This is a genomic window from Anaerosacchariphilus polymeriproducens, from assembly GCF_003363435.1.
Lineage (GTDB): Bacteria > Bacillota > Clostridia > Lachnospirales > Lachnospiraceae > Anaerosacchariphilus > Anaerosacchariphilus polymeriproducens.
Map to the genome: position 1 here is coordinate 41798 of NZ_QRCT01000051.1, position 26460 is coordinate 68257.

The 26460-nt window shown below is 35.9% G+C and carries 23 protein-coding genes and 1 other annotated feature (1 of these 24 running past the window's edge); all 23 genes read right to left on the reverse strand.

What is annotated here, in order from left to right; all coding sequences use genetic code 11:
• Positions 1 to 113 precede the first annotated feature (113 nt).
• A complete protein-coding gene (gene fusA / locus DWV06_RS17650; RefSeq protein WP_115483542.1) occupies positions 114 to 2231 on the reverse strand; it encodes an elongation factor G in 2118 nt (705 codons plus the stop codon).
• Positions 2232 to 2251: 20 nt separating this feature from the next.
• On the reverse strand, positions 2252 to 2722 hold the full coding sequence (gene rpsG / locus DWV06_RS17655) for a 30S ribosomal protein S7 (protein ID WP_193726040.1): 471 nt from the start codon (positions 2720 to 2722) through the stop codon (positions 2252 to 2254).
• 195 nt (positions 2723 to 2917) lie between these two features.
• Positions 2918 to 3337, reverse strand: a complete 420-nt coding sequence (rpsL, locus tag DWV06_RS17660) for a 30S ribosomal protein S12 (RefSeq protein ID WP_115483543.1) — start codon at positions 3335 to 3337, stop codon at positions 2918 to 2920.
• A 230-nt stretch (positions 3338 to 3567) separates the two neighbouring features.
• Complete coding sequence (locus DWV06_RS17665) at positions 3568 to 4227, reverse strand: flavin reductase (RefSeq protein WP_115483544.1); 660 nt, start codon at positions 4225 to 4227, stop codon at positions 3568 to 3570.
• Positions 4228 to 4256: 29 nt separating this feature from the next.
• On the reverse strand, positions 4257 to 4793 hold the full coding sequence (gene rbr, locus DWV06_RS17670; protein WP_115483545.1) for a rubrerythrin: 537 nt from the start codon (positions 4791 to 4793) through the stop codon (positions 4257 to 4259).
• 171 nt (positions 4794 to 4964) lie between these two features.
• Positions 4965 to 5630 carry a V-type ATP synthase subunit D gene (locus DWV06_RS17675; protein WP_115483546.1) on the reverse strand — a complete coding sequence of 222 codons (666 nt, stop codon included), beginning with the start codon at positions 5628 to 5630 and terminating at the stop codon, positions 4965 to 4967.
• A 40-nt stretch (positions 5631 to 5670) separates the two neighbouring features.
• Positions 5671 to 7041 carry a V-type ATP synthase subunit B gene (locus DWV06_RS17680; protein WP_115483547.1) on the reverse strand — a complete coding sequence of 457 codons (1371 nt, stop codon included), beginning with the start codon at positions 7039 to 7041 and terminating at the stop codon, positions 5671 to 5673.
• On the reverse strand, positions 7041 to 8810 hold the full coding sequence (locus DWV06_RS17685; RefSeq protein ID WP_115483548.1) for a V-type ATP synthase subunit A: 1770 nt from the start codon (positions 8808 to 8810) through the stop codon (positions 7041 to 7043). Before DWV06_RS17685 ends, DWV06_RS17680 begins: the two co-directional genes overlap by 1 nt.
• 16 nt (positions 8811 to 8826) lie before the next feature.
• The gene (locus tag DWV06_RS17690; RefSeq protein WP_115483549.1) at positions 8827 to 9153 is read right to left on the reverse strand and encodes a V-type ATP synthase subunit F; all 327 of its coding nucleotides are present in this window, start codon (positions 9151 to 9153) and stop codon (positions 8827 to 8829) included.
• Positions 9146 to 10114 carry a V-type ATPase subunit gene (locus DWV06_RS17695; protein WP_115483550.1) on the reverse strand — a complete coding sequence of 323 codons (969 nt, stop codon included), beginning with the start codon at positions 10112 to 10114 and terminating at the stop codon, positions 9146 to 9148. Before DWV06_RS17695 ends, DWV06_RS17690 begins: the two co-directional genes overlap by 8 nt.
• Positions 10115 to 10131: 17 nt before the next feature.
• Complete coding sequence (locus tag DWV06_RS17700; protein ID WP_115483551.1) at positions 10132 to 10740, reverse strand: V-type ATP synthase subunit E; 609 nt, start codon at positions 10738 to 10740, stop codon at positions 10132 to 10134.
• 18 nt (positions 10741 to 10758) lie between these two features.
• A complete protein-coding gene (locus DWV06_RS17705; RefSeq protein WP_115483552.1) occupies positions 10759 to 11241 on the reverse strand; it encodes a V-type ATP synthase subunit K in 483 nt (160 codons plus the stop codon).
• Complete coding sequence (locus DWV06_RS17710) at positions 11234 to 13249, reverse strand: V-type ATP synthase subunit I (RefSeq protein ID WP_235828999.1); 2016 nt, start codon at positions 13247 to 13249, stop codon at positions 11234 to 11236. The genes DWV06_RS17705 and DWV06_RS17710 overlap by 8 nt, the downstream gene beginning before the upstream one ends.
• A gap of 45 nt (positions 13250 to 13294) precedes the next feature.
• The gene (locus tag DWV06_RS17715) at positions 13295 to 13603 is read right to left on the reverse strand and encodes a hypothetical protein (protein ID WP_115483553.1); all 309 of its coding nucleotides are present in this window, start codon (positions 13601 to 13603) and stop codon (positions 13295 to 13297) included.
• A gap of 87 nt (positions 13604 to 13690) precedes the next feature.
• Positions 13691 to 14335, reverse strand: coding sequence for an ATP-binding cassette domain-containing protein (locus DWV06_RS17720; RefSeq protein ID WP_115483554.1), 645 nt, complete (start codon positions 14333 to 14335; stop codon positions 13691 to 13693).
• A 17-nt stretch (positions 14336 to 14352) separates the two neighbouring features.
• On the reverse strand, positions 14353 to 15063 hold the full coding sequence (locus tag DWV06_RS17725) for a hypothetical protein (RefSeq protein WP_115483555.1): 711 nt from the start codon (positions 15061 to 15063) through the stop codon (positions 14353 to 14355).
• A 589-nt stretch (positions 15064 to 15652) separates the two neighbouring features.
• Positions 15653 to 16474, reverse strand: coding sequence for a hypothetical protein (locus DWV06_RS17735; protein WP_147289882.1), 822 nt, complete (start codon positions 16472 to 16474; stop codon positions 15653 to 15655).
• An 84-nt stretch (positions 16475 to 16558) separates the two neighbouring features.
• Positions 16559 to 16972 (reverse strand): hypothetical protein, encoded by a 414-nt coding sequence (locus tag DWV06_RS17740; RefSeq protein ID WP_115483558.1) that lies wholly within the window; start codon positions 16970 to 16972, stop codon positions 16559 to 16561.
• Positions 16973 to 16983: 11 nt separating this feature from the next.
• Positions 16984 to 17511: a hypothetical protein gene (locus tag DWV06_RS17745; protein WP_115483559.1), complete on the reverse strand. Its 528-nt coding sequence runs from the start codon at positions 17509 to 17511 to the stop codon at positions 16984 to 16986.
• Between the two features lie 124 nt (positions 17512 to 17635).
• Positions 17636 to 21307 carry a DNA-directed RNA polymerase subunit beta' gene (gene rpoC / locus DWV06_RS17750; RefSeq protein WP_115483560.1) on the reverse strand — a complete coding sequence of 1224 codons (3672 nt, stop codon included), beginning with the start codon at positions 21305 to 21307 and terminating at the stop codon, positions 17636 to 17638.
• A gap of 16 nt (positions 21308 to 21323) precedes the next feature.
• On the reverse strand, positions 21324 to 25163 hold the full coding sequence (gene rpoB, locus DWV06_RS17755; RefSeq protein ID WP_115483561.1) for a DNA-directed RNA polymerase subunit beta: 3840 nt from the start codon (positions 25161 to 25163) through the stop codon (positions 21324 to 21326).
• Positions 25164 to 25372: 209 nt separating this feature from the next.
• Positions 25373 to 25750 (reverse strand): 50S ribosomal protein L7/L12, encoded by a 378-nt coding sequence (gene rplL, locus DWV06_RS17765; protein ID WP_115483563.1) that lies wholly within the window; start codon positions 25748 to 25750, stop codon positions 25373 to 25375.
• A 42-nt stretch (positions 25751 to 25792) separates the two neighbouring features.
• Positions 25793 to 26305 carry a 50S ribosomal protein L10 gene (gene rplJ / locus DWV06_RS17770; RefSeq protein WP_115483564.1) on the reverse strand — a complete coding sequence of 171 codons (513 nt, stop codon included), beginning with the start codon at positions 26303 to 26305 and terminating at the stop codon, positions 25793 to 25795.
• A 27-nt stretch (positions 26306 to 26332) separates the two neighbouring features.
• Positions 26333 to 26460 (reverse strand) — a sequence feature (ribosomal protein L10 leader region); it runs 10 nt beyond the window's last position.

The window sequence follows — 26460 nt, forward strand, 5'->3', positions numbered from 1 at the left end:
GGTTTTTCTTGGTTATAGGCTATTAAAATTATATTTCATATTTTTCATATTTTCAAGCCTAATTTTTATTTTTTGGCTTCCCAGACCCAAGTTCAGGAAGCATTAATATTAAACTATTTATCTTTTGAATTAATGATTTTATCTTGGACTGATTTTGGTACCTGCTCATATTTTTCAAAGAACATAGAGTAGTTACCACGTCCTTGTGTTTTTGAACGTAAGTCTGTTGAATAACCAAACATTTCGGATAATGGAACAAAACCTCTTACCATTTTTCCTCCACCAATGTCATCCATACCTTCAATACGTCCACGACGGCCATTGATATCTCCAATAACATCGCCCATATATTCTTCAGGCATTGTCACTTCAACTCTCATGATTGGCTCTAATAATACAGGTGAACCTTTTGACATAGCATCTTTAAACGCTAAAGAACCTGCAATATGGAATGCCATTTCACTTGAATCGACTTCATGGTAAGAACCATCATAAACAGTGGCTTTGATACCAAGTACCGGGAATCCTGCAAGTATACCTGCTTTTGATGCTTCCTCAATACCTTCACCAACTGCCGGGATATATTCTTTTGGAATAGCTCCACCAACAACTTGGGATTCAAATCTGAATGTTTCTTCAGCATTTGCATCCATTGGCTCAAATCGTACTTTACAGTGTCCGTATTGTCCACGACCACCAGATTGTTTTGCATATTTACTGTCGACTTCAACTGTTTTTGTAAAGGTTTCTTTGTAAGCAACCTGAGGAGCCCCTACATTCGCTTCTACTTTGAACTCACGTAAAAGTCTGTCTACAATAATTTCAAGATGAAGCTCACCCATTCCGGCAATAATTGTTTGTCCAGTCTCTTGATCTGTATGTGCTCTAAATGTAGGATCTTCTTCTGCAAGTTTTGCAAGAGCCTCACCCATTTTTCCTTGACCAGCTTTTGTCTTTGGCTCTATCGCTAATTCAATAACCGGTTCCGGGAATTCCATGGATTCAAGAATAACCGGTGCTTTTTCATCACAAATCGTATCTCCGGTAGTAGTTAATTTAAACCCTACTGCTGCTGCAATATCACCTGCATATACTTTGTCTAATTCTTCTCTTTTATTTGCATGCATCTGTAAGATACGGCCTACACGTTCCTTTTTGCCTTTTGTTGCATTCAATACATAGGAACCTGAATTCAATGTACCAGAGTAAACTCTAAAGAATGCTAATTTACCAACAAATGGATCTGCCATAATCTTAAATGCCAAAGCAGAAAACGGTTCATCATCTGAAGAATGTCTTTCAACTTCATTTCCATCTTCATCGATACCTTTAATAGCCTCGATATCTGTTGGAGCCGGCATAAACTCAAGAATAGCATTCAAAAGTTTTTGAACACCTTTATTTCTATATGCTGAACCGCAGCAAACAGGTATCGCTGTACATTCACATGTACCTTTTCTTAAGCCTGCTTTCAATTCTTCTTCTGAAGGCTCTTCTCCTTCAAGGTAAGCCATCATTAAATCATCATCTAATTCACAGATCTTTTCAACTAACTCTGTTCTATATAATTCAGCGTCTTCTTTCATATCATCCGGTATCTCTACAACATCGATATCATCGCCTTTGTCATCATTGTAGATGTACGCTTTCATTTCAAATAAATCAATAATACCTTTAAAATCATCTTCTTTACCAATTGGTAATTGAAGTACGATTGCATTTTTACCTAATCTGGATTTGATTTGTTCTACTGCCCCGTAGAAATCTGCACCTAAAATGTCCATTTTATTGATAAATGCCATTCTTGGTACATTATAAGTGTCCGCCTGACGCCATACATTTTCAGATTGAGGTTCAACGCCTCCTTTGGCACAAAATACACCTACTGCACCATCAAGTACACGTAATGAACGCTCAACTTCAACTGTAAAGTCAACGTGTCCTGGAGTATCAATAATATTGATACGATGTTCTTCAGCATCCGGATTGGCTTTCGCTTCATGCTGCATTGTCCAACGACATGTTGTAGCGGCTGAAGTAATTGTGATTCCTCTTTCTTGTTCCTGCTCCATCCAGTCCATGGTAGCAGTTCCTTCATGAGTATCACCAATTTTATAATTAACACCAGTATAATATAGAATACGCTCCGTCAATGTTGTTTTACCAGCATCAATATGAGCCATTATACCAATGTTTCTGGTTCTCTCTAATGGATATTCTCTTCCAGCCAAGGGATTTCCTCCTTCAAAAATTAAAATCTATAATGAGCAAATGCTTTATTTGCTTCTGCCATCTTATGCATATCTTCTTTTTTCTTAACTGATGCGCCTGTATTATTGGCTGCATCTAAGATTTCGTTTGCTAATCTTTCTTCCATTGTTTTTTCTCCTCTTTTACGAGAATACAATGTAAGCCAGCGAAGTGCTAACGCTTGGCGTCTATCAGGTCTAACTTCGATAGGTACCTGATAAGTAGCTCCACCGATACGTCTTGCTTTTACCTCAAGTACTGGCATAATATTATTCATAGCTTCTTCAAATATTTCGATTGCTGGCTTATCAGCTTTTTCAGCAACTCTATCAAAAGCTCCATATACAATCTTTTGAGCAATTCCTCTCTTACCATCTAACATAATGTTGTTGATAAGTTTAGTAACCACTTTGTTATTGTATATTGGATCTGCTAATACATCTCTTTTTTGAGTATGTCCTTTACGTGGCACGGTCCTTCCCTCCTTAATCACTTTTCTACTTGTATGATACAAGTTTAATTAATTCATAGGTACTCACATGTGTCTTTCTACGTGTGTTTCGTGCTGAATATTTCAAAGTGAATGAATCTCTCAACACTAACCATATAGTAGTTCTGTTTGTGATACTTACTTAAGTAAATAAACTTTACTTAATTGAACTATTTTCTATTTTGCAGCTTTTGGTCTCTTAGCGCCGTATTTTGAACGAGCTTGTTTTCTATTGGCAACACCTGCAGTATCTAATGTTCCTCTGATGATGTGGTATCTTGTACCTGGTAAATCTTTTACCCTACCACCTCTGATCAATACAACACTATGTTCCTGTAAGTTGTGACCTTCTCCGGGAATGTAACTTGTCACTTCAATTCCGTTTGACAGACGCACTCTGGCAATTTTTCTAAGCGCTGAGTTAGGTTTTTTAGGAGTTGCTGTTTTAACAGCTGTACAAACACCTCTCTTTTGTGGAGCAGATGTATCTGTAGCTTTTTTTCTTAAAGAGTTGAAACCCTTTTGAAGAGCTGGAGCTGTAGATTTCTTTACAGATGTTTGACGTCCTTTTCTTACTAACTGGTTAAATGTTGGCATTCTTTTCACCTCCTGTATTTTAAATAGATTCATAAGATAAAAATCCCATGATTTAACAAAATGCATTTGCATGCACACTAAGATATTATATATTCAATTGGATGTACTGTCAAGGCTTAATCTTATGAATTAGTCGTCAGTTGAAATTTACAGTGCAATTCCCAATAAAATAAGCATCACCACTTATTAAAAGTAATGATGCTATCTATTATAATATATTCCTGTTATTTTTATACTTGTTTGACAAATACTGATTTGGGTTTCCCACAGATCGGACAAGTATAATCTTCGGGTAATTCTTCAAAGGGGATATCTCCTGAATAGACATATCCGCATACACTGCAGACATACTTGGCTTCCTTCGTTTCTTCCATCGTTTCTTCCTGCTTTTCATCCGGAATGTAAGTTGGAGCATTCTTGGGACTCTTACCACGAATAACTTTATGATAATAGGAATATGTCATAGGGCTCTCTTGCGAAAGCACATCAGCATCTTGTACTTTTCCTAAAAACACTGTGTGAGTATCCGTTTCCATTTTGTTTACTACTTCACAAGTAATATAAGCACAAGCTTCTGTGACTATTGGCATATCTCCTTTCACTTCATAATTAACAGAGTCAAATTTATTCACATCTTTTCCTGATTGAAAACCAAATGTCCCGATAATTGAAGGATCTGAAGTCTCTGCTAAGATAGATACCGCGAAACGTCCTGACTTTTCAATACACTGATTTGTAAAATTCGCATGATTAATACTAACAGCTATCGTAGCCGGATCCGATGTGATCTGCATACTACTATTTGCAATACAACCGGTCGGACGCTCATTGTCCCAAGTAGATATTACATATACTCCATATGATATATTACGAAAAGCATTACTATTCATAAATTCCTCCTCTTAGCCCTGAAATAAAATTAATAGTTCTCCGCTTTTTCTTGGAAATAACTCTGCGGATGGTTACATACCGGACAGACTTCAGGTGCTTTCTTCCCAATTTGAATATGTCCACAATTTGAACATTGCCAAATAATTTCTTCATCCTTGGAAAATACTAAATCACCTTCGACATTAGCCAGTAGTTTTCTATATCTTTCTTCATGTTCTTTTTCAATCCTGGCAACTCCTTCAAACAAATCTGCAATATCTTCAAAACCTTCTTCACGTGCTTCTTTTGCAAAATTAGCATACATATCGGTCCATTCATAATTCTCACCTTCTGCAGCTCTTTTTAAATTATCAGAGGTGGAGCCAATACCATCTAAAAGCTTGAACCATATCTTAGCATGTTCTTTTTCATTATTAGCAGTTTCTTCAAATAAAGAAGCTATTTGTACATATCCATCTTTCTTTGCCTTGGATGCAAAATAAGTATACTTATTTCTTGCTTCAGATTCTCCTGAAAATGCTGCCCTTAAATTTGCTTCTGTTTTACTACCTTTTAAATCTTTCATAGCTTGTCATCCTTTCTCTGTTATTTGCTCTGTGAAAATATACCCTTAAATTATAACATGGGTAGCTCTTAAGTCAAGTCATTTCGTTTTTTGGCACCCGTTAGAGCGCGCCCCTGTTGCGCAAACACAAAAAAGCAGAAGATTACCCTCTGCTTTTTAATTTTACTTCACTTATGCTCTTTCCCTTTGGCTATAATGATGAGCCTCCTCGAGCATCATATCTTTAATTTTCATTAACCTGATCTGAGTACTACGTTCGTTTTCATCTAACTTCATAATAATATATTTAATATTTTCTCTCAATTCAGGAATCATTACGTGTTCTAGTGCATTTACTCTTCTTCTAGTCTTTTCTATCTCAGCAGCTAACAACTGGCAGGCTTTTTCACATTCTGCCAAACGAAGCATACTTGGAAAAATATCTTGTAATGATTGAATGGAATCATCTAAATCACTGGAGGTAAATGCAAAACCATAAGAAAAAATATCATTGCTATCCGGTGTTTTGGTTTTGTAATCAAAGACCGGAATATCTACACTCATTACGTTTTTGGTCCCGACATCAAGATAAACTTCTTGTTTTGGTGACAGCAAAGCTACGTTTAATATCTCGTCTGTCATACCGGCACGGGCTAAAACAAAATTCTTGTTTGCCGCATGAATTCCAGCCTCTACTTTTTCCCTAAGCTCTTTATTCTCACGGACCAGCTCTAAAAATTGACGCATAAGCTCATCCCGTTTATCTTTCAGGAGTTTATGTCCTCTAACTGCTGTAACTAGTTTTTTCTTAAGACGGGTCAATTCCATACGTGTAGGATTTACATGTGTCTTGGCCAAAAATCACACCTCCCTTTGGTAACATGTACACACTATCTGTTTATTTACCATAGTATTGATCCAAAAATGTATCTTTGATTCTCTTTAATTCTGTTCTTGGCAAAATAGATAACAGTTTCCAGCCCTGCGCCAATGTTTCTTCAATATTCCGATTTGTCATATAGCCCTGAGAAACATATTCTTTTTCAAATGCATCTGAGAACTTTGCATAAATTTTATCGATATCTGTAAGCGCTGCTTCTCCTAAAACCACCATCAGTTCTTTTGCTTCTTTTCCTCTTGCATACGCCGAGAACAGCTGATTCATAGTGTTCGCATGATCTGCACGCGTTTTGCCTTCACCAATTCCTTTATCTTTCAAACGAGAAAGAGAAGGAAGTACGTCAATTGGAGGTTTCAAATTTTGTCGGTATAACTCACGGCTAAGTATAATCTGACCTTCCGTGATATATCCTGTCAAGTCAGGAATCGGATGTGTTTTATCGTCTTCCGGCATTGTTAAAATTGGTATCATGGTAATACTGCCTTTTTTGCCTTTCAAGCGTCCTGCACGTTCATAAAGAGAAGCCAAATCTGTATACATATAACCAGGATAACCTCTTCTACCAGGAACTTCTTTACGGGCAGCGGATACTTCACGCAAAGAGTCCGCATAGTTCGTGATATCAGTTAGAATAACCAAAACATGCATATCTTTTTCAAATGCTAAATATTCAGCTGCTGTCAACGCCATACGCGGAGTTGCAATACGTTCAACAGCCGGATCGTTTGCAAGATTTATAAACATGACACTTCGATCTATCGCCCCTGTTTCTCGGAAACTTTCCATAAAGAAATTGGCTTCTTCGAATGTAATACCCATTGCTGCAAAGACAACCGCAAATGGCTCTTCTGTTCCACGTACTTTTGCCTGTCTTGCAATTTGTGCTGCAAGTTCAGCATGTGGCAATCCACTTGCTGAGAATATAGGTAGCTTTTGTCCACGTACTAGTGTATTCAATCCATCAATTGCGGATACTCCTGTTTGAATAAACTCCTGGGGATAATTTCTGGCTGCCGGATTCATTGGTATTCCATTAACATCCATTCTTTTTTCCGGAAGTATCTCAGGACCTTTATCTATCGGACGCCCAAGACCATCAAACACACGGCTCAACATATCTTCTGATACACCAAGTTCCATACTTCTTCCTAAAAACCTGATCTTACTATTAGAAAGATTGATTCCTGTCGCACTTTCAAATAACTGTACCAGTGCATTTTCTCCATCTATTTCCAATACTTTACAACGTCTTTTCTCTCCGCTGACCAATTCTATCTCAGCCAGTTCATTATAGGAGACATTCTCTACTCCATTCACAAGCATAAGAGGTCCTGCTACCTCTTGAATGGTTCTATATTCTTTTGGCATTAGGATTCCTCCTTCTGTAATAATTGACTAGTCTCACGATGTAAGCTTTCTAAAATTGTTTGATACTCACCTTTCACATCGTTCGTATCAACATATTTAAAACGTCCAATTCTTTCTCTGACCGGAAGTTTTACCAACTCATTGATATCTGCGCCTTGTTCCAGCGCCTGCAAAGTGGTATCATAGAAACTTAACACTAATTCCATCATCATAAACTGCTTCTCTAATGGAGAATACGTATCTACTTCATGAAATGCATCCTGATGTAAAAAGTCTTCTCGAATTGAGCGGGCTGCTTCTAATTTTATACGGTCAGGAGCTGATAATGCATCCATACCTACAAGCTTTACAATTTCATCCAGCTCTGATTCATCGTGTAACAGATGCATAATTCTTGCTCTTAAATCCATCCATTTTTCATTGATACTATTATTGAACCATTTTCCCATGTTATCTACATAAAGCGAATAACTGCTCAACCAGTTAATTGCCGGGAAATGACGTCTATAAGCCAAGTTCGAATCCAAACTCCAGAACACTTTTACAATTCTCAAAGTTGCCTGAGACACTGGTTCTGAAATATCACCTCCGGGTGGTGAAACTGCTCCGATAACGGAAAGAGCACCTTCTCTTCCTTCTTTTCCTAAAGAAATAACCCTTCCGGCACGTTCATAAAATTGCGCCAAACGGCTTCCGAGGTAAGCCGGATATCCTTCTTCACCAGGCATTTCCTCTAATCTTCCTGACATTTCTCGTAATGCCTCTGCCCATCTGGATGTAGAGTCTGCCATAAGCGCAACAGAATAACCCATATCTCGGAAATATTCTGCAATTGTTATACCAACGTAGATAGAAGCTTCACGTGCAGCAACCGGCATATCTGATGTATTTGCAATCAATACAGTCCTCTGCATAAGTGAATAACCGGTTTTTGGATCTTTAAGTTCTGGGAATTCGTTCAAAACATCTGTCATTTCATTTCCACGCTCTCCACAACCTATATAAACCACGATATCTGCCTCTGACCATTTCGCAAGCTGATGCTGTACAACTGTTTTTCCACTTCCAAAAGGACCGGGCACTGCCGCAACTCCGCCTTTTGCTATTGGAAACAGCGTATCTATAACTCTTTGTCCTGTTACCAATGGCATATCCGGTGACAGTTTTTCTTTATATGGACGACCAACACGTACTGGCCATTTTTGCATCATTGTAATTTCTACTGATTGTCCTGCCTCTGTTTCAACCACTGCTACAGTATCCGTAATCGTGTATTCTCCTTCAGAAATAGACTTTATCACTCCCCTTATTCCATTGGGAATCATAATTCTTTGTGTTATGATCGGAGTCTCTTTTACTGTACCAATGATATCTGCTTCTTCTACCAAATCGCCAACTTTAACTGTCGGCACAAAATTCCACTTTTTCTCTCTACTCAATGAGGGAATTTCAATCCCCCTCGTCAAACGGTCTCCTGTTTGATTTAAGATTTCTTCCAGCGGACGTTGGATTCCGTCAAATATACTTCCTATTAACCCAGGTCCAAGTTCAACACTAAGTGGTGCACCTGTAGATTCTACTGGCGTACCCGGACCCAGACCTGAAGTCTCTTCATATACTTGTACAGATGCCCTGTCTCCGTGGATTTCTATTATTTCACCAATTAATCGTTGCTCACTTACACGCACAACATCGAACATATTTGCGTCATGCATGCCTTCTGCAATGACCAATGGGCCTGCCACTTTTTTAATGGTACCTTTGCTCATTTTCTAATCACCTGCTTTATTTATTTTCGTTATTAAAAATAATATCTGAGCCAACTGCCTGTTCCACAGAAGTCTTTACATTCCGCATACCCATTCCTGTATTCCCGGAAACTCCCGGTATGGGGATAATTGCCGGTATCTGCACTGTACGATATCGGTCAATTTCTGACTCAATTTGTGCCTGAACCGCCTCTGTAACATAAATTACTGCAAATTTATCTTCTGCAAGCTTCTTTAATCTTTTCGCTGCTTCATCTGCACTATTTACCGGATACGTAGCCATACCAAGGGCTGCAAATCCATATATACTGTCGCGGTCACCTAATACTGCAATTCTATACATACATATCCCTCAATCTTTCTCGAATAACACTTTCTGAAAGATTATTAAGCTTACCAGAAAGCAAAATTCTTACCGACTTAATTTCATTTTCACGTGCTAAAATATATGCCGCTAATGGCGATATCGAAACCGGATTATACTTTTGTGGCTGAATATGCTTTATTATAAGATTATCGCACCATCTTTCAAACGATGAAGGAGATTCCTCAATCACTTCGACTGCATCGGCATAAACTGTAGTCTTCAGATATTCGTAAATTTCCTCTACACCTGTCAATGCGGCTTCTGTCAATTGTTTTATATCAAGGCTGTCACATTCTGCCAAGGCCTTTTCATAAAATTCAAGACCTTTTCCGGTCTTTGCTCCACGAATTGCGATATTGATATCAGCAATTACTACTCTTAATTCTGCATACTCTGAAAATAGACTATTGCCAGTTTCTTTCCCTTTTTTATAAATCGTATCTAAGGTTGCTTTATCAAGAATAACATCACACAACTGTCCATCTCCCGTATGCATTTGAATATCATATGCTTCTTCTGCACTTTTCTGCATATATTCCGGCAGTTCTGAAAAGTCATGATTTTTTATGGCATCATATATTGTTTCAACTTCTATAATTCCATTATTTAAATATATATTATCGAACTCATGGCTTGTATAAACTTGCTTGATAGCCGCTTTTAAATTATGAAAATCTATTTCATATAAAAAAGTATCAAATACAGACATATCCTCAACAAGTTCTCTCATCAGTGTCCATGTTTTTTCTCTCTCTGAAAGCAAAATTTCTTCAGCCGTTTCATCCGCAGAAGTTCCCCATCCTTTTTCTGCCAGGATTCGGAGACACTCCTTATAATCCTTACAAGATAAAAGCTGCTCAAATACCGACTTATCTAAAAGTGCTAATTCCTTAGAACGTATACGCGCAACTGCATAAATGTATTGTTCTTGGGACATATAATCACCCTTCCTTTCTAAGCTGTATTTTGCTCAAAGAGCAGTTTACTGATTTTATCCTGAAGAACTTCGCGGTTTTCTAAAATTAACGCGTCAAACGTACAATTTTCCTCTATTCCTTCATAAACTAAAATAAAACCACCATCTATTTTTCTTTCGCTATTTGAAATATTTAAAGAAGCACCTGGAATATTGGATAATGCTTCTTTTATTTTTTTATCAAATTTTTTAGGGAGGCGTTTCTTATCTGCTTCTGAAAATATAATATCACCCGGCATCTTCTGAGCATACTTTAATAACATCTTAAGAAGTACGTTAAAATATTCCTCGTCACTCATATTAATTAATAACACTTTAGCCTTTTTGAGAATATCTTCTATCATCTGCTGCTTTGCACTAAGAATTTTTTTTCTTATATTCAATGCTGCAACAGATTCACCCCGGCTCAAACATATATTTACTTCTGCCTTGGTCATTTCTTCTATATTCTTTACTTGTCTTTCTCCTTCTGTACGTGCATCAAGAAGTATTTGATCCGCTCTCCTTTTTGCTTGTGAAATTTTCTCTTCAGCTAAAGCAGCCGCGTCCTCCTCTATATGCTTAATAATATTTTCTAATCCAGTCATAACGGACTCTCCTAACTGTTATATGTTTAAACTTCCAATTCCTACTATTGCCAAAACTGAGATAAGTAGTGCTAAGATTGCATAAGTTTCAACCATTGCAGAGAAAATCATCGCCTTACCGAATTGGTCCGGTTTTTTAGCTACTACAGCAATACTAGCCACGGAAGCACGTGCCTGTTTTACAGCTGAATAGTATCCGACAAAAGCCATTGGCATACAAGCACCGAAGTATAACAATCCTACTGCAAGACTCATATCAGACTTTCCGCCTAACACACCAATCTGTGACAAAGTAATAAATGCGATCAACAATCCATAAATTCCCTGCGTACCTGGTAATAATTGAAGGATCAGAACTTTACCAAATTTTGAAGGATCTTCTGTAATAACACCTGCTGCAGCTTCTCCTCCCATTCCAACACCTTTTGCTGATCCAATTCCTGATAATAAAGCGGCCAGAATAGCTCCAGCCAATGCAAAAACAATTCCGTAATTATCCATTTTCCATCTTCTCCTTAAACTTATAATATTTTGTATTTGTGTCAAAAGGCTCGAACTTACGTCCTCCCCCTTCATAAAACTTTCCAAAAAATTCAACATATTGTAAACGGGTCGTATGAACATACGCTCCCAATGCATTTATTCCAATATTTAAGGTATGTCCTAACAGTACAATAATAATAAATATGATTGGACCAATCGCTCCAACTGCTGCCATTGCTGCCATTTTGTTAATTACCGTACAGATAACACCTGTTGCAAGACCAAGAGCTAATAGCCTTGAATAAGATAAAACATCACTTAGATAGCCTGTAATTCCATATAATGCATAAAGTCCTTTCAAAATTCGCTTGAATGGGTTCTTAGATTCTCTGCCGTTGGTCAAAATAATACCTAATGCTGATATCATTGCCAAAACACCTGAAACCTTAGCTACAGAAGCAGGTAATATAAATGTTAAGCCTACAATATCAACAAACATTTTCATTGTAAGTAAATAAACAACTGAACTTCCAAGTAATACATACCAAAGGAGTACATCGTACAAAATTGCTTTATAATCTTTCTGTCTAAGGCACTGATAACATTTCATACCTAACCCTGTAAATAAATGAACGATTCCAAGCGCCATTGAAAACAATAACATCTGCATTGGTTTCTTAACAGGGAAAAACCATAATGGTTGAATCGTTATTTTTTCACCAAAAAATGTATTCGAAACTACATCTACCATATCACCAAAGTAACTTCCGAAAACAATACCCCAGAAAATTGTAGATATACCACAGAACAAAAACATCTTTAAGAAATTCTTAGTTGTTTCTTCTATTGTGGTTCTGAATTTCACCAACAACAGACCACATGCTGATGTAATAATCAACCCATAACCTGCATCTGATAGCATAAGTCCATATAATACATAATAAAAAAGAGATGTTATCATTGTTGGATCTATTTCATATTTACCAGGTGGACTAAATCCTTCTATGGTATCCTGAATTGGTCTGGAAAAACCATTATTTTCTAAGAGTACCGGTGTATCCTCACTTTCATCCGGATCTTCAAATTCTACCGACAGCTCAAATCTTTGATTAAGCTTACTTTCTAAGTTATTGGCTTCTTTTTTGGGAATATATCCTGTCAAAATAAAAACCTTGCTTGTTTGTAATAAGCGGCCTAATACATTATATTTTTCTAGCCTCATAGATTCATAATCTTGTAGAAAACAAATATCTTCTCTTATCGATCCCAAATCTTTCAACTCATTCATGCAGTCTTCAATTGTCTTTTGATTTTTCTGAATCTCTGACTGCAGTTGTTCCATCTTCTGGGAAGGATTTTTTGCATCGGTAAGTCCCGGATATGAAAAACCAATTGACCTAAGTTTATCAGACACAGCCTCTTGCTTATCTTTGATACACAAAACAAAAATGCAAGTTTGTTCTTTTGAAGAACTTATAATATCAACATTTAGAGGCATCTCTTCCGCCAATTCCTGATAAATCTCATCTAACTTCCATAAATTGGGCAGCGTACCAACAAAACTTCTGGTATACTTTGTACCTTTAAAGTCAATCGGTATATCTAAGTTCAACCAAGGCTGTAATATTTCTGACTGTGTATTTAATTTCGTTATCTCTGCTTTGCTTTCAGCAATTATTTTATCCAGTTGAACAATGCGATTGCATTTTTTCATTACAGAATCTCTTTTTTTTGCAAAAGAATCATAGACAGAAGTACTAACCTCTTTCCTGCCTTTCAACATATTAGAACCAGATTTGTTCTCCGGATTATACTTATCCAAAATGTCAATAGCATCCTTCGCAAGAGAAGTCCCTTTTCTCAAAAGATCAGCTGGTAAAGACACATCCATTTTGTGAAATGTATCGTCCTCATGGATGATATCACAGACCTCTATCATGCCTTCTCTCTGCAAAAGCTCTAAAATATGTTTTCGGTTCTTTTTTAGTGCACATATTCTAATTCGTTGCATCTCTAACACCGCCATTACATCCACCTCCTTTCAAAGTTTAATAAGTCATATTATATCGAACTAAATAATTTCAGAAAGAACTAATGAAATCGCCTCACTTTCACGACTCGCTACTATTTTTTTTAACTGCTCAATTTCTTGTTCTGCTTTTTCATCGGAACTTTGTAACAGCTTTTCACTCTGCTCTTTTGCTGCCTGCAGTTCTTTCTCAGCGTTCTTCTGTGCATTTGTTTTCATTGTGACAATTAATTCTTCTGCTTCACTCTCAGCTCTTTGAATAATCGCTTCGCTCTCTTTTATCGCCTCTTTCTCTTTTGCAGCCGCTTCTTGTTCAGCCTGGCGGACTACCTGTATTGTCTCCATTGCCATTTCTACACCTCCCGCCTATTTATTGTACATAGTATAAACAATTTTATACTATATAATTCCATTTTTCAATATTTTTACCAAATATATTTATCCTTTTTCTAATTTCAGTTGCTGGTCATCAAACTCATAAACTTTTTCACATAAAATATCGATATCATCTCTATTATGACTGGTAAGCAACAAAGTCCCGCCCTCATCTATGTATTTTTTAAGTATTCCTCTAACTTTTTCGACCGAACTCTTATCCAGTCCGTTCATTGGTTCATCAAGAATAAGTATTTGTGGCTTTTCCATTAACGCTTGTACTAGTCTTAATTTTTGTTTCATACCTAATGAGTACTTTCCAACCTTTACATCTCTGTATTCAAATAATCCTAAAAGCTTAAGCGCTTCATTAATATCATGATCAGATATTAACTTCTTAATGTTTGCAATAACTTTAAGATTCTTAAATCCTGACAAATCATTTAAAAATTCCGGCGCCTCAATCACTACTCCGGCATCACTTATAAAATCTTGCTCTTTTCCAATTAATTTATCTTGATAATAAATGGCTCCTTTATTTAATTTCGCTAAACCGCAGATGCATTTAAATAATACACTTTTTCCACACCCATTATATCCAACAAACCCATAACTTTTTCCCTTTTCTATTTCTAAATTTAAATCACTAAATACTTTAATATTTTTAAATTTTTTTGTCGCATTTTCAACTCTTATTATCGTCTTCATACATACACCTCACTGCATTATAGTAAATCGTATTTTTTGATACCTCTTGCCAGAATTATCTTCATTATAACTATTAATATGCTAAACACAAATGTGCCAAAGATTAAATGCTTAACACTTCCATAAGTCAGAAGACTAATGTTTTCTATTGCAATATCAAAACTCAAGATAAATGTTATGATGGTTACCAATATTATGATAGCTATCACGTCATTCCATCTTATTATACAAAAGATATTGATACTTACACATAAGAATAAAAATAAGAAGATATTTATAGTCAAAAAAATATATTTAATTTGCTCATTTAATGGAAAATTGAAACCGTATTCTAATTTAAAATACCCCAGGATAGGTACAATCATAATAATTACTGTAGTTATAACAGCCGAAAAAGCGCCTTTTCTTTTCCACGATAAAATAAACTTTTCACTAGATACATATCTCATTATGATTAAACTTCTATATTTTTTTGTTGCTCCATACATCCTAATTCCTAAATAAAATAAACTTAATAGAAAGCAGCTAAAAAGCCCTAAGTATAACAGCCAATCTACATTTGCAAATAAATAATCATTTTTATTTGTATATAAAAATATTGATTTAATTAAAAATGTAAAACTAATTTTATTTGTTGATCTATAATTTGTATAAGTCATAAAACACATAAGTAGTTCTGTAATAATAAGAAGAAATGGAAATCCTAAAGTTCTTAATATCATTTTCATATCTTAACCTCAACACGTTTCATATTCCTCAATTGACTAAATAATATTGCTGATATAACTATATAGGTGCATATTACATTGATTGCTTTATTTTCTTGAAAAGCAAATATCAGAAATGAAAATTTTCTTATTGGAGTATATATAAATGAAAAAATAAAACAAGTGACAATTATAAAAATATATATTAAATTGGCGATAGCAGTTCCGTATTTTAAAATCCACAGATAATAAAAGACCGACAATAAGAAGAGATTAATTAAATTAAAGCAAATAAAACGCAAGTTATCACCTGATGTAAATGTAACACCACATAATTTCATATAAATCCAAAAAATCATATTCACTATTGCCAAATATATTAATGTATTTTTACTTCTCCCCTTTATATAATAATATAATGCATTTCTTTTATTTTTTAATCTCAAAAAAAACATTTGATTCATTTTCATGTCATATTGCGTAAGCGTAACATACATAATATAAATCATCAAACAGGTAAAAGAACTGTCAGCATAATAATTGCAAAGCGGATATGTAATTATAAATATAACAAAAAACAGTACTGTAATAAGAAATTTAACAATTTTCATTATAATTTATTTCCTTCCGCATAAGAATAAAGAATCAATCCTATTGACAAAATCAAAGGAAACACTAAAGGAATAACACTCTGTATGATAGTTCCCGCTACAGTCAAAGAAACGATTGGATAGGCCGGGGACCAATCAACATGACCTAATCCTATCGATATAATAATAGTAAGAAAAAAATAATATATTGTCGGTATAATAATACATTGATAAGTCTTTTTACAAATTAATGATAAACTACATGCAAAAAAAGTATATATAAATGGAAATATGAAACATTTTATAACACCTTCAATTAGATACCCAATCCATGCTAACTCACCAATTGAAAAACCTTGTCCAAAGGCCAAGTCAAAAGCCTCTACATTTACTTCGGGAGCTGTTTTACATAAAATAATTCCTACTATAAAAAAGCAGAAATAAGCCATAAAAAAAGTGATTCCCGAATAACTACTTTGTATTAGAATATTGCTTATTATATTTTTCCTATAACTTACATTTCTTACGTATTTAAAGAAAAACAAACCACTTTTTTCCTTAATAAACAGTATTACAAGCGCTGATGCCAATACTGGCAACACAAAGGATATAAAGTCTCCTGCACTTGTAACATAGTTAAATAAATTCAAAACTTGGTTAATTAATGAATTCTGTACTTCTTCTGCTCTTCCAACTATATCTGATGCATTTTTATCAAATCCTATTGTATATTCATACATGCCGCTCTTTAAGAACCACGAAATAAACAGCCCTGACAAAAAAACAAAAACTATTATTATTCTATATCGATTCACTATTCTATATTTATTTAACTCATCCATTATATTCGTCCAACCTTTTCCTAATCTTAAAGCAATCAGAAGAAACAAAAGTTCTTCTGATCGCTTACAAATCTATTTTATTTATTAATGTGGTTCATCCGGACTCCAATATCCTGTAATCACACCACTTCCAACTAAAATATTTGTATACTGAAGGTTTAGATGATAATAATAACCCTTTGTACCAGTATTGCTAATCGCTGCAGTATTTCCAAGACTAACAGTTCCGCTTCCTCTGCTTTCATGATTTGAGTTATGCATAACAGCACTCACCTTCGTACCATTTTGTTGTGAAGAACTGTCTAAAGAGATTCTGAATTTTCCATATGTATCCCTGCCATGATGATACTTCAAAGCCTCACCTGTATCTTCCGCTCTATGACCACTTACACTGATATTATAAAATTTCACCTCTCTATCAGCTAAAGCTGTAGATACTATCATAGTAGATAAACATGCAACTATGCCTACTCCTGCAACACATTTTCTAAATAACATATAAAGTCCTCCTATTCTTGATAACTATTGATTATGATAGTCTTTTCGTTTGCTTCAGAATAACATTTTACCCAAACATCACTAACTTGTACTTGTTCTTCTCCAATTTTTTCTAATTCTTCCACATTTGCTGAAATGCCCAGAAAACCAAGAAGATCTTTATACACAATCTTATAATTTTGTTCTTTAGAATTTCTATCAATGATGCTTAATGTGTTGAAATTATCGGTATTATCTTTTTGAAGCAAATCCAACTCCACGTTACCATCTCTGTATATATATTTTATACATGTTTCATTTGTATCTGTTGATTTTTTGAATTTAGAACTACTTTCAATTTTTGTAATCAATTCTTCTTTACCAATTTTGAAATTAGCAGCAACCATCTCATTGTCTTCTTTCAGTTCTTCATTGTTTGTCACATCACTTGACTTCTTTTGTTGTACAGAATTTTGAGTATCACTGATATCATTTTGCTTACATGAACTTAATGATATTACACAAAGTAATACTAAAATACTTATTTTACATAATTGCAACTAATTCACCTCCTTTCGTATATTCTACCACAATCTTTTTTTTGATTTTCTTAACTTTTTCTTACGGCAATCATAGTATATGCATAAATAAAAAGAACGACGAATACTCGCCGTTCTTTTTGTTTTATTCTATTTCTACTGTATTTAATTCTTGTAATGTTTCTGTATTTGAATCTTCTTCTGCAAAATCCATATTATCCACGATATCGTCCCAATCTTCTTCTATTTCTAGAACATCATCATTATTATAGTCTGTATCTAATTTAACTGAGCGATAACGCTTCATACCTGTACCGGCAGGAATCAATTTACCTATGATAACATTTTCTTTTAATCCAATTAACGGATCCTCTTTTCCTTTGATTGCTGCTTCCGTAAGTACTTTTGTCGTTTCTTGGAAAGATGCAGCTGAAAGGAATGAATTCGTTGCAAGAGAAGCTTTGGTAATACCTAACATAACCTGTTTTCCTTCTGCAGGTTCTTTTCCTTCTTCCATTAACTTTTCATTCATTTCATCAAATTCCAGTACATCAACTAATGTACCTGGCAAGAAATCAGTATCACCGTTATTTTCGATTTTAATTTTCTTTAACATTTGACGAACAATCACTTCAATATGTTTATCATTGATTTCAACACCTTGTAAACGATACACTCTTTGAACTTCTTGTATCATATAATCCTGTACAGCGCGGACACCTTTAATACCTAAGATATCATGTGGATTTACACTACCTTCGGTAAGCTCATCCCCCGCTTCCAATGCTTGCCCATCTTGGACCTTAATTCTGGAACCATAAGGTATCAGATATGTCTTCGCCTCACCGGTTTCATTGTTGGTAACAATAATTTCACGTTTCTTCTTAGTATCTTTTATATTTGCTACGCCGCCAAATTCAGTAATAATAGCAAGTCCTTTCGGCTTTCTTGCTTCAAAAAGTTCTTCGACACGAGGAAGACCTTGGGTAATATCATCACCGGCAACACCTCCGGTATGGAAGGTACGCATAGTAAGCTGTGTACCAGGCTCACCGATTGACTGAGCAGCAATAATTCCAACTGCTTCACCCACTTGAACCGGTTCTCCTGTTGCCATATTGGCTCCATAACATTTTGCACATACACTATGTGATTTACAAGTAAGAATCGTCCGAATCTTAACTGCCTGAATCGTTTTTCCATCTTTATCTACACCTCTGTTAACAACATCTGCTGCACGTTTTGGTGTAATCATATGATTTGCCTTAACTATAATATTACCATCAGCATCACAAATATCTTCACAAGAATATCTTCCTGTAATTCTTTCTTGTAAGCTTTCAATCTCTTCATTTCCATCCATAAATGCAGTTACATACATTCCCGGAATTTCATCTTTACCTTCACAACAATCAGTTTCACGAATAATCAATTCTTGTGAAACATCTACCAAACGTCTGGTCAGGTAACCAGAATCGGCTGTACGCAATGCAGTATCAGAAAGACCTTTACGAGCACCATGAGCAGACATGAAGTATTCCAATACATCAAGACCTTCACGGAAATTTGATTTAATAGGCAACTCAATTGTTCTACCAGTTGTATCTGCCATCAATCCACGCATACCAGCCAACTGTTTAATCTGTTTATCCGAACCACGGGCGCCTGAATCAGCCATCATATAAATATTATTATATTTATCAAGCCCTGAAAGCAATGCCTCTGTTAGCTCATCATCCGTTTCTTTCCAAGTCTGAACTACTTCTTTGTATCTTTCATCTTCGGTAATCAGACCACGCTTAAAGTTTTTGGTAATCTTATCTACAGTTTCCTGTGCCTTGGAGATAAGCTCAGGTTTCTTTTCCGGAACAGTCATATCTGAAATTGATACTGTCATTGCTGCACGAGTAGAATATTTATAGCCCATTGCTTTGATATCATCAAGGACTTCTGCTGTTTTAGTTGACCCATGTGTGTTAATTACTTTTTCCAGAATTTGTTTTAATCCTTTTTTACCTACATGAAAATCTACTTCTAATTTAAATACATTTTCAGGATCACTTCTATCTACAAATCCTAAATCCTGTGAAAGAATCTCATTAAAGATAAAACGTCCTAATGTAGATTCTACATTCCCTGTAACCATTGTCCCATCTGGGGTTGGTCTAGTCATACGTACTTTAATCCTGGAATGAAGTGTAACCTCTCCATTTTCATAAGCCAAAATTGCTTCGTTGATACTTTTGAATATTTTTCCTTCTCCTTTGGCTCCAGGTCTTTCTTGTGTTAAATAGTATATACCAAGTACCATATCCTGTGAAGGAACCGCAACTGGACCACCATCGGAAGGTTTCAAAAGATTGTTTGGAGATAGTAATAAAAATCTACATTCTGCCTGTGCTTCTACTGACAGAGGTAAATGGACAGCCATCTGATCCCCATCAAAATCGGCATTATAAGCAGTACAAACCAATGGATGAAGCTTGATTGCCTTACCTTCTACCAAGATTGGCTCAAATGCTTGAATACCTAGTCTATGCAATGTAGGAGCACGGTTCAACATAACCGGATGTTCTTTGATTACTTCTTCTAAGACATCCCAAACTTCCGGTTGAAGTCTTTCTACCATTTTCTTAGCACTCTTAATATTATGAGCCGTACCATTTCCTACCAATTCTTTCATAACAAACGGCTTAAATAATTCAATCGCCATTTCTTTTGGAAGACCACACTGATAAATTTTTAATTCCGGTCCTACTACAATAACAGAACGTCCAGAATAATCAACACGTTTTCCTAGTAAATTCTGACGGAAACGTCCGGATTTACCTTTTAACATATCGGATAATGACTTAAGTGCACGATTACCCGGTCCTGTAACAGGTCTTCCACGTCTGCCGTTATCAATCAAAGCATCTACTGCTTCCTGTAACATTCTTTTCTCGTTACGTACAATAATATCAGGAGCACCTAACTCTAATAATCTTCTAAGACGATTATTGCGGTTGATGATTCTTCTATATAAGTCATTCAGATCAGAAGTCGCAAATCGTCCTCCATCTAACTGTACCATCGGTCGCAAATCCGGAGGGATAACAGGTACAACTGACATAATCATCCATTCCGGTTTGTTTCCGGAACCGCGGAATGCTTCTACTACCTCAAGCCTTTTAATGATTCTTGCTCTCTTTTGTCCTGTCGCATCTTTTAGACCGGTCTTTAACTCGCGTACATCTTTTTCTAAATCAATATTTTGTAATAATTCCTGTATTGCCTCAGCACCCATTCCTACACGGAATCTGCTTCCGTATTTTTCACGTGCCTCCTGGTATTCTTTTTCTGATAATACTTGCTTATATTGTAATTCGGTCTCACCTGAATCCAGTACAATATAAGATGCAAAATAAAGAATTTTTTCCAACGTTCTAGGGGACAAATCCAAAATCAGCCCCATTCTGCTTGGAATTCCTTTAAAATACCAGATATGAGATACTGGTGCTGCTAACTCAATGTGCCCCATACGTTCTCTTCGCACACTGGCTTTGGTGACTTCTACTCCACATCTGTCGCAGACAACACCTTTATATCTGATTTTTTTATACTTTCCACAATGACACTCCCAATCTTTGCTGGGCCCAAAAATCTTTTCACAGAACAAGCCGCCTTTTTCAGGCTTTAATGTTCTATAATTAATGGTTTCCGGCTTTTTCACTTCACCTCTAGACCACTCACGAATTTTTTCAGGTGATGCTAAGCCTATTTTAATCGAATCAAATGTCATTGGTTGATAACTTTCATTGTTTGCTACTTCTGGCATCTATTGCAGCTCCCTTCTATTCTTCGTCTAATGTGGCAACCATATCTTCCAGTATTTCTTCTTCCTCTTCTTCAACATCAACTAACTCTTCACTTTCATCATCAAAAATTTGTTGACTGAATCCTTTATCACTGAAAGCTTCTCCATCTTCAAAACCAAAGTTTCTGTCGCCCTCGATGAATGTCATATCTGCATCAATCTCATCAACTGATTCCATAATTTCTATTTCTGTTTTATCGTCATTTAGTACTTTTACATCCAAGCCCAAAGATTGAAGTTCTTTTAGTAATACTTTAAAGGATTCAGGAATTCCAGGTTCAGGAATATTATCTCCTTTAATAATTGCTTCATACGTTTTAACACGTCCAACCACATCATCAGATTTCACAGTCAAAATTTCTTGTAGGGTATAAGATGCACCATATGCCTCTAATGCCCAAACTTCCATTTCTCCAAATCTTTGTCCACCAAACTGTGCTTTTCCACCCAAAGGCTGTTGTGTTACTAAGGAGTATGGTCCCGTAGAACGTGCATGAATCTTATCATCAACCAAATGATGAAGTTTCAAATAATGCATGTGTCCAATCGTAACAGAACTATCAAAATATTCTCCAGTTCTTCCATCACGGAGTCTTACTTTTCCGTCACGGGAAATAGGAACACCTTTCCATAAACTTCTGTGAGCTTTATTCTTATCCAAAAATTCCATAACTTCCGGCACAAGTTCTTCTTTATATTTTTGATAGAAATCATCCCACTCCATATTTACATAATCATTGGCTAAATCCAATGTATCCATAATATCATTTTCACGTGCACCATCGAATACAGGAGTTGCAATATTAAATCCTAATGCTTTTGCCGCAAGACTTAAATGAATTTCCAATACCTGTCCGATATTCATACGAGATGGCACGCCTAGAGGATTCAATACAATATCTAATGGGCGCCCATTAGGTAAATAAGGCATATCCTCTACTGGTAATACGCGGGAAACAACACCCTTATTACCATGACGACCAGCCATTTTATCACCAACGGAGATTTTTCTTTTCTGTGCAATATAAATACATACAGACTGATTCACACCTGGTGGTAATTCGTCACCATTTTCTCTTGTAAAGACTTTAGCATCCACTACAATTCCATATTCACCATGAGGTACTTTTAAAGAAGTATCTCTTACTTCTCTGGCTTTTTCGCCGAAAATTGCACGAAGTAATCTTTCTTCCGCTGTTAATTCCGTCTCACCTTTCGGTGTAACCTTTCCAACTAAAATATCACCTGCTCGTACTTCAGCACCAATACGAATGATTCCTCTTTCATCGAGATCTTTTAACGCATCATCTCCAACACCGGGAACATCTCTCGTAATTTCTTCCGGTCCCAGCTTGGTATCACGTGCTTCTGTTTCATATTCTTCAATATGAACAGATGTATATACATCTTCTTGAACTAATCTTTCACTTAATAATACAGCATCTTCATAGTTATAACCTTCCCACGTCATGAAACCAATTAAAGGATTCTTTCCGAGAGCGATTTCTCCATTTTCAGTAGATGGACCATCCGCTATGACCTGACCTGCCTCAACATGCTCACCTTTAAATACAATTGGCATTTGATTGTAACAGTTACTTTGGTTACTCCTGGAAAATTTAGTTAAATGATAAACTTCCCTTGTTCCATCGTCGTATTTCATCGTAATTTCTTTCGAAGTAGAACGTTCTACAATACCTGCTTTTTTTGAAACCACACAAACCCCTGAGTCAACTGCTGTTTTGGTCTCCATACCAGTACCAACTACAGGTGCCTCTGTAATTAACAAAGGTACAGCCTGACGCTGCATGTTAGATCCCATTAGAGCACGGTTTGCATCATCATTTTCCAAAAACGGAATCAATGCGGTAGCTACCGAAAATACCATCTTTGGTGAAACATCCATATAATCAAATACAGTTCTTTCATACTCTTGCGTTTCTTCTTTGTAACGACCGGAAACGTTTTTATGAACGAAATGTCCTGCTTCATCCAATGGCTCATTCGCTTGAGCTACGTGATAATTGTCTTCTTCATCTGCAGTCATATAAACAACTTCATCAGTAACTACAGGGTTTTTAGGATCTGCTTTATCAATTTTACGATATGGTGCTTCAATAAAACCATATTCATTGATTCTTGCATAAGTAGCAAGAGAGTTGATCAAACCAATGTTTGGACCTTCCGGTGTCTCAATCGGACACATTCTTCCATAATGCGAATAATGAACGTCACGAACCTCAAATCCGGCTCTATCTCTGGACAGACCGCCCGGTCCTAATGCAGATAGACGTCTCTTGTGTGTCAATTCACCCAGTGGATTATTTTGATCCATAAACTGTGACAGCTGTGAAGAACCAAAAAACTCTTTAACCGCTGCTGTTACAGGTTTTATATTAATAAGGCTTTGAGGAGAAATGCCCTCCAGGTCCTGCGTCGTCATTCTTTCACGAACCACACGCTCTAATCTGGATAGACCTATTCTATACTGGTTCTGCAAAAGTTCTCCTACTGCTCTAATTCTTCTATTTCCAAGATGATCGATATCATCACTATGACCGATTCCATACTCCAAATGCATATTATAATTAATAGAAGCAATAATATCTTCTTTCGTAATATGCTTTGGTATTAATTCGCTGATACTCTTCTTTATAGCAGCTTTAATATCATCTAAGCTGTCATTTTCTTCCAGTATTTTTGCCAATACCGGATAATATACTAGTTCAGTAACCCCAACTTCTACCGGATCCACATCTACAAAATTAGTAATATCGACCACCATACTTGAAATTACTTTGACATTACGTTCTTCTGTTTGAATCATCACAAAAGGAACAGCTGCATTTTGGATAGCATCTGCCAATTCTGCTGTTACCTGAGTTCCTGCTTCTGCAAGAATTTCACCAGTTGTTGTATCTATTACATCTTCTGCTAAAACAAAACCTCTGATTCTATTTCTTAACGCAAGTTTTTTATTAAATTTGTATCTTCCCACCTTTGCCAAATCGTATCTTCTGGGATCAAAGAACATATTCGTAATTAAACTTTCTGCACTTTCAACGGTTAATGGTTCACCGGGACGTATCTTTTTATATAATTCAAGAAGACCTTCCTGATAACTTTCGGAAGTATCTTTTTGTAAACTAGCTATAATCTTTGGTTCTTCTCCAAACAGCTCAACAATCTCAGCATTTGTACCAATTCCCAAAGCTCTGATAAGAACAGTAATCGGAACTTTTCTTGTTCTATCTACACGAACATAGAAAACATCATTGGAATCTGTTTCATACTCTAACCACGCACCTCTGTTAGGGATTACAGTAGAGGAATACAGCTTTTTACCGATTTTATCATGATTTACATCATAATAAATGCCTGGAGAACGCACTAACTGGCTTACGATAACACGTTCCGCCCCATTAATTACAAAGGTTCCTGTTTCTGTCATTAATGGTAAATCACCCATAAAAATTTCATGTTCGTTAATCTCGTCATTCTCTTTATTGTAAAGTCTTACTCGTACTTTAAGAGGAGCAGCATAGGTAGCGTCTCTTTCTTTGCACTCTTCAATTGAATATTTGACGTCGTCTTCACAAAGCACGAAATCCGTGAACTCTAGGCTTAAATGTCCGCTATAATCCGCTATCGGAGAAATATCAGCAAATACTTCTTTGAGACCTTCATCCAAAAACCATTGATACGAATCTTTTTGAACTTCAATCAAATTTGGCATCTCTAATACTTCTTTTTGACGGGAATAACTCATTCGAACACTTTTTCCATTTTTAACCGGACGTATTCTGTTTTTCTCCATTGATGTTTCACCTCTCGCTTTTCTATATATTAAATGCAGTCTTAGGCATACTCGACCACAATAGTGCATCCTCCATATTAGCACATTGGTTTTTATATGTCAATATTTTTTTTATTTTCTTGACCGCTTTAAAAAACAGGCACTTTTGACAACTGACCTTTAAAATAGAAAAATCCCCGTTTTTAAAACGGGGATCCAATAAATCAATCTTATTTAAGATTAACTTTAGCACCTTCTGCTTCAAGTTTTGATTTAATTTCTTCTGCTTCAGCTTTTTCAGCACCTTCTTTAATTACTTTAGGTGCACCATCAACTAATTCTTTTGCTTCTTTTAATCCTAAACCTGTAACTTCACGAACAACTTTAATTACTTTAACTTTGCTTGGTCCTACTTCTGCCAATTCAACGTCAAATTCAGTTTTTTCTTCAGCACCTGCTCCTGCTTCTCCACCAGCTGCTGCTACTACAACACCTGCTGCTGCAGACACGCCAAATTCTTCTTCACATGCTTTTACTAATTCATTTAATTCTAATACAGTTAGTTCTTTGATCGCTTCGATCATTTCTGCTGTTGTTAATTTTGCCATTTTTATTACCTCCGATTTTTATTCTTCTTTTTGGATTATTACTTATTCTGCTGAAGCTGCCTGTGCATCTCCACCGTTTGCTTCTGCGATTTGATTAATAACACGAGCAAAGTTTGTAATTGGTGATTGGATACTTCCAAGTAACTTGGATAGTAATTCTTCTCTTGAAGGAACTTTTGCTATTTCTTGAATTCCTGCATGATCGTATAAAATTCCTTCCACAACACCTGCTTTAAGTTCTAATTTAGGAGCTGTTTTTGCAAATTTAGCTAATATTCTTGCCGGAGCTGTCGCATCTTCGTTTGAAATAGCGATAGCACTAGGACCTTCCAAAAATGGAGCTAAACTTTCAAAATCTGTTCCTTTAAAAGCAAAATTCATCATTGTGTTTTTGTACACTTTATAAGTAACGCCTGCTTCTCTTAATTGTTTACGTAATTGTGTATCTTCATCTACTGTAAGTCCACGGTAATCAACTAATACAACAGATTGTGCATCTTTGATGCTTGCAGAAATTTCTTCAACGACTGGTTGCTTTAATTCTACTTTTGCCATGATCTGTGCACCTCCTTATATTTTTTGTATCTGCCGAAAAAACCTCTCTGTCAAAAGACAGAGAGGTTCAATAATATTCTTTCTAGAATTCTTATCATCCTCGGTAGGCATTACTAATTTATACCTTACGGTACCTACTGTCTTCGGCATATGCT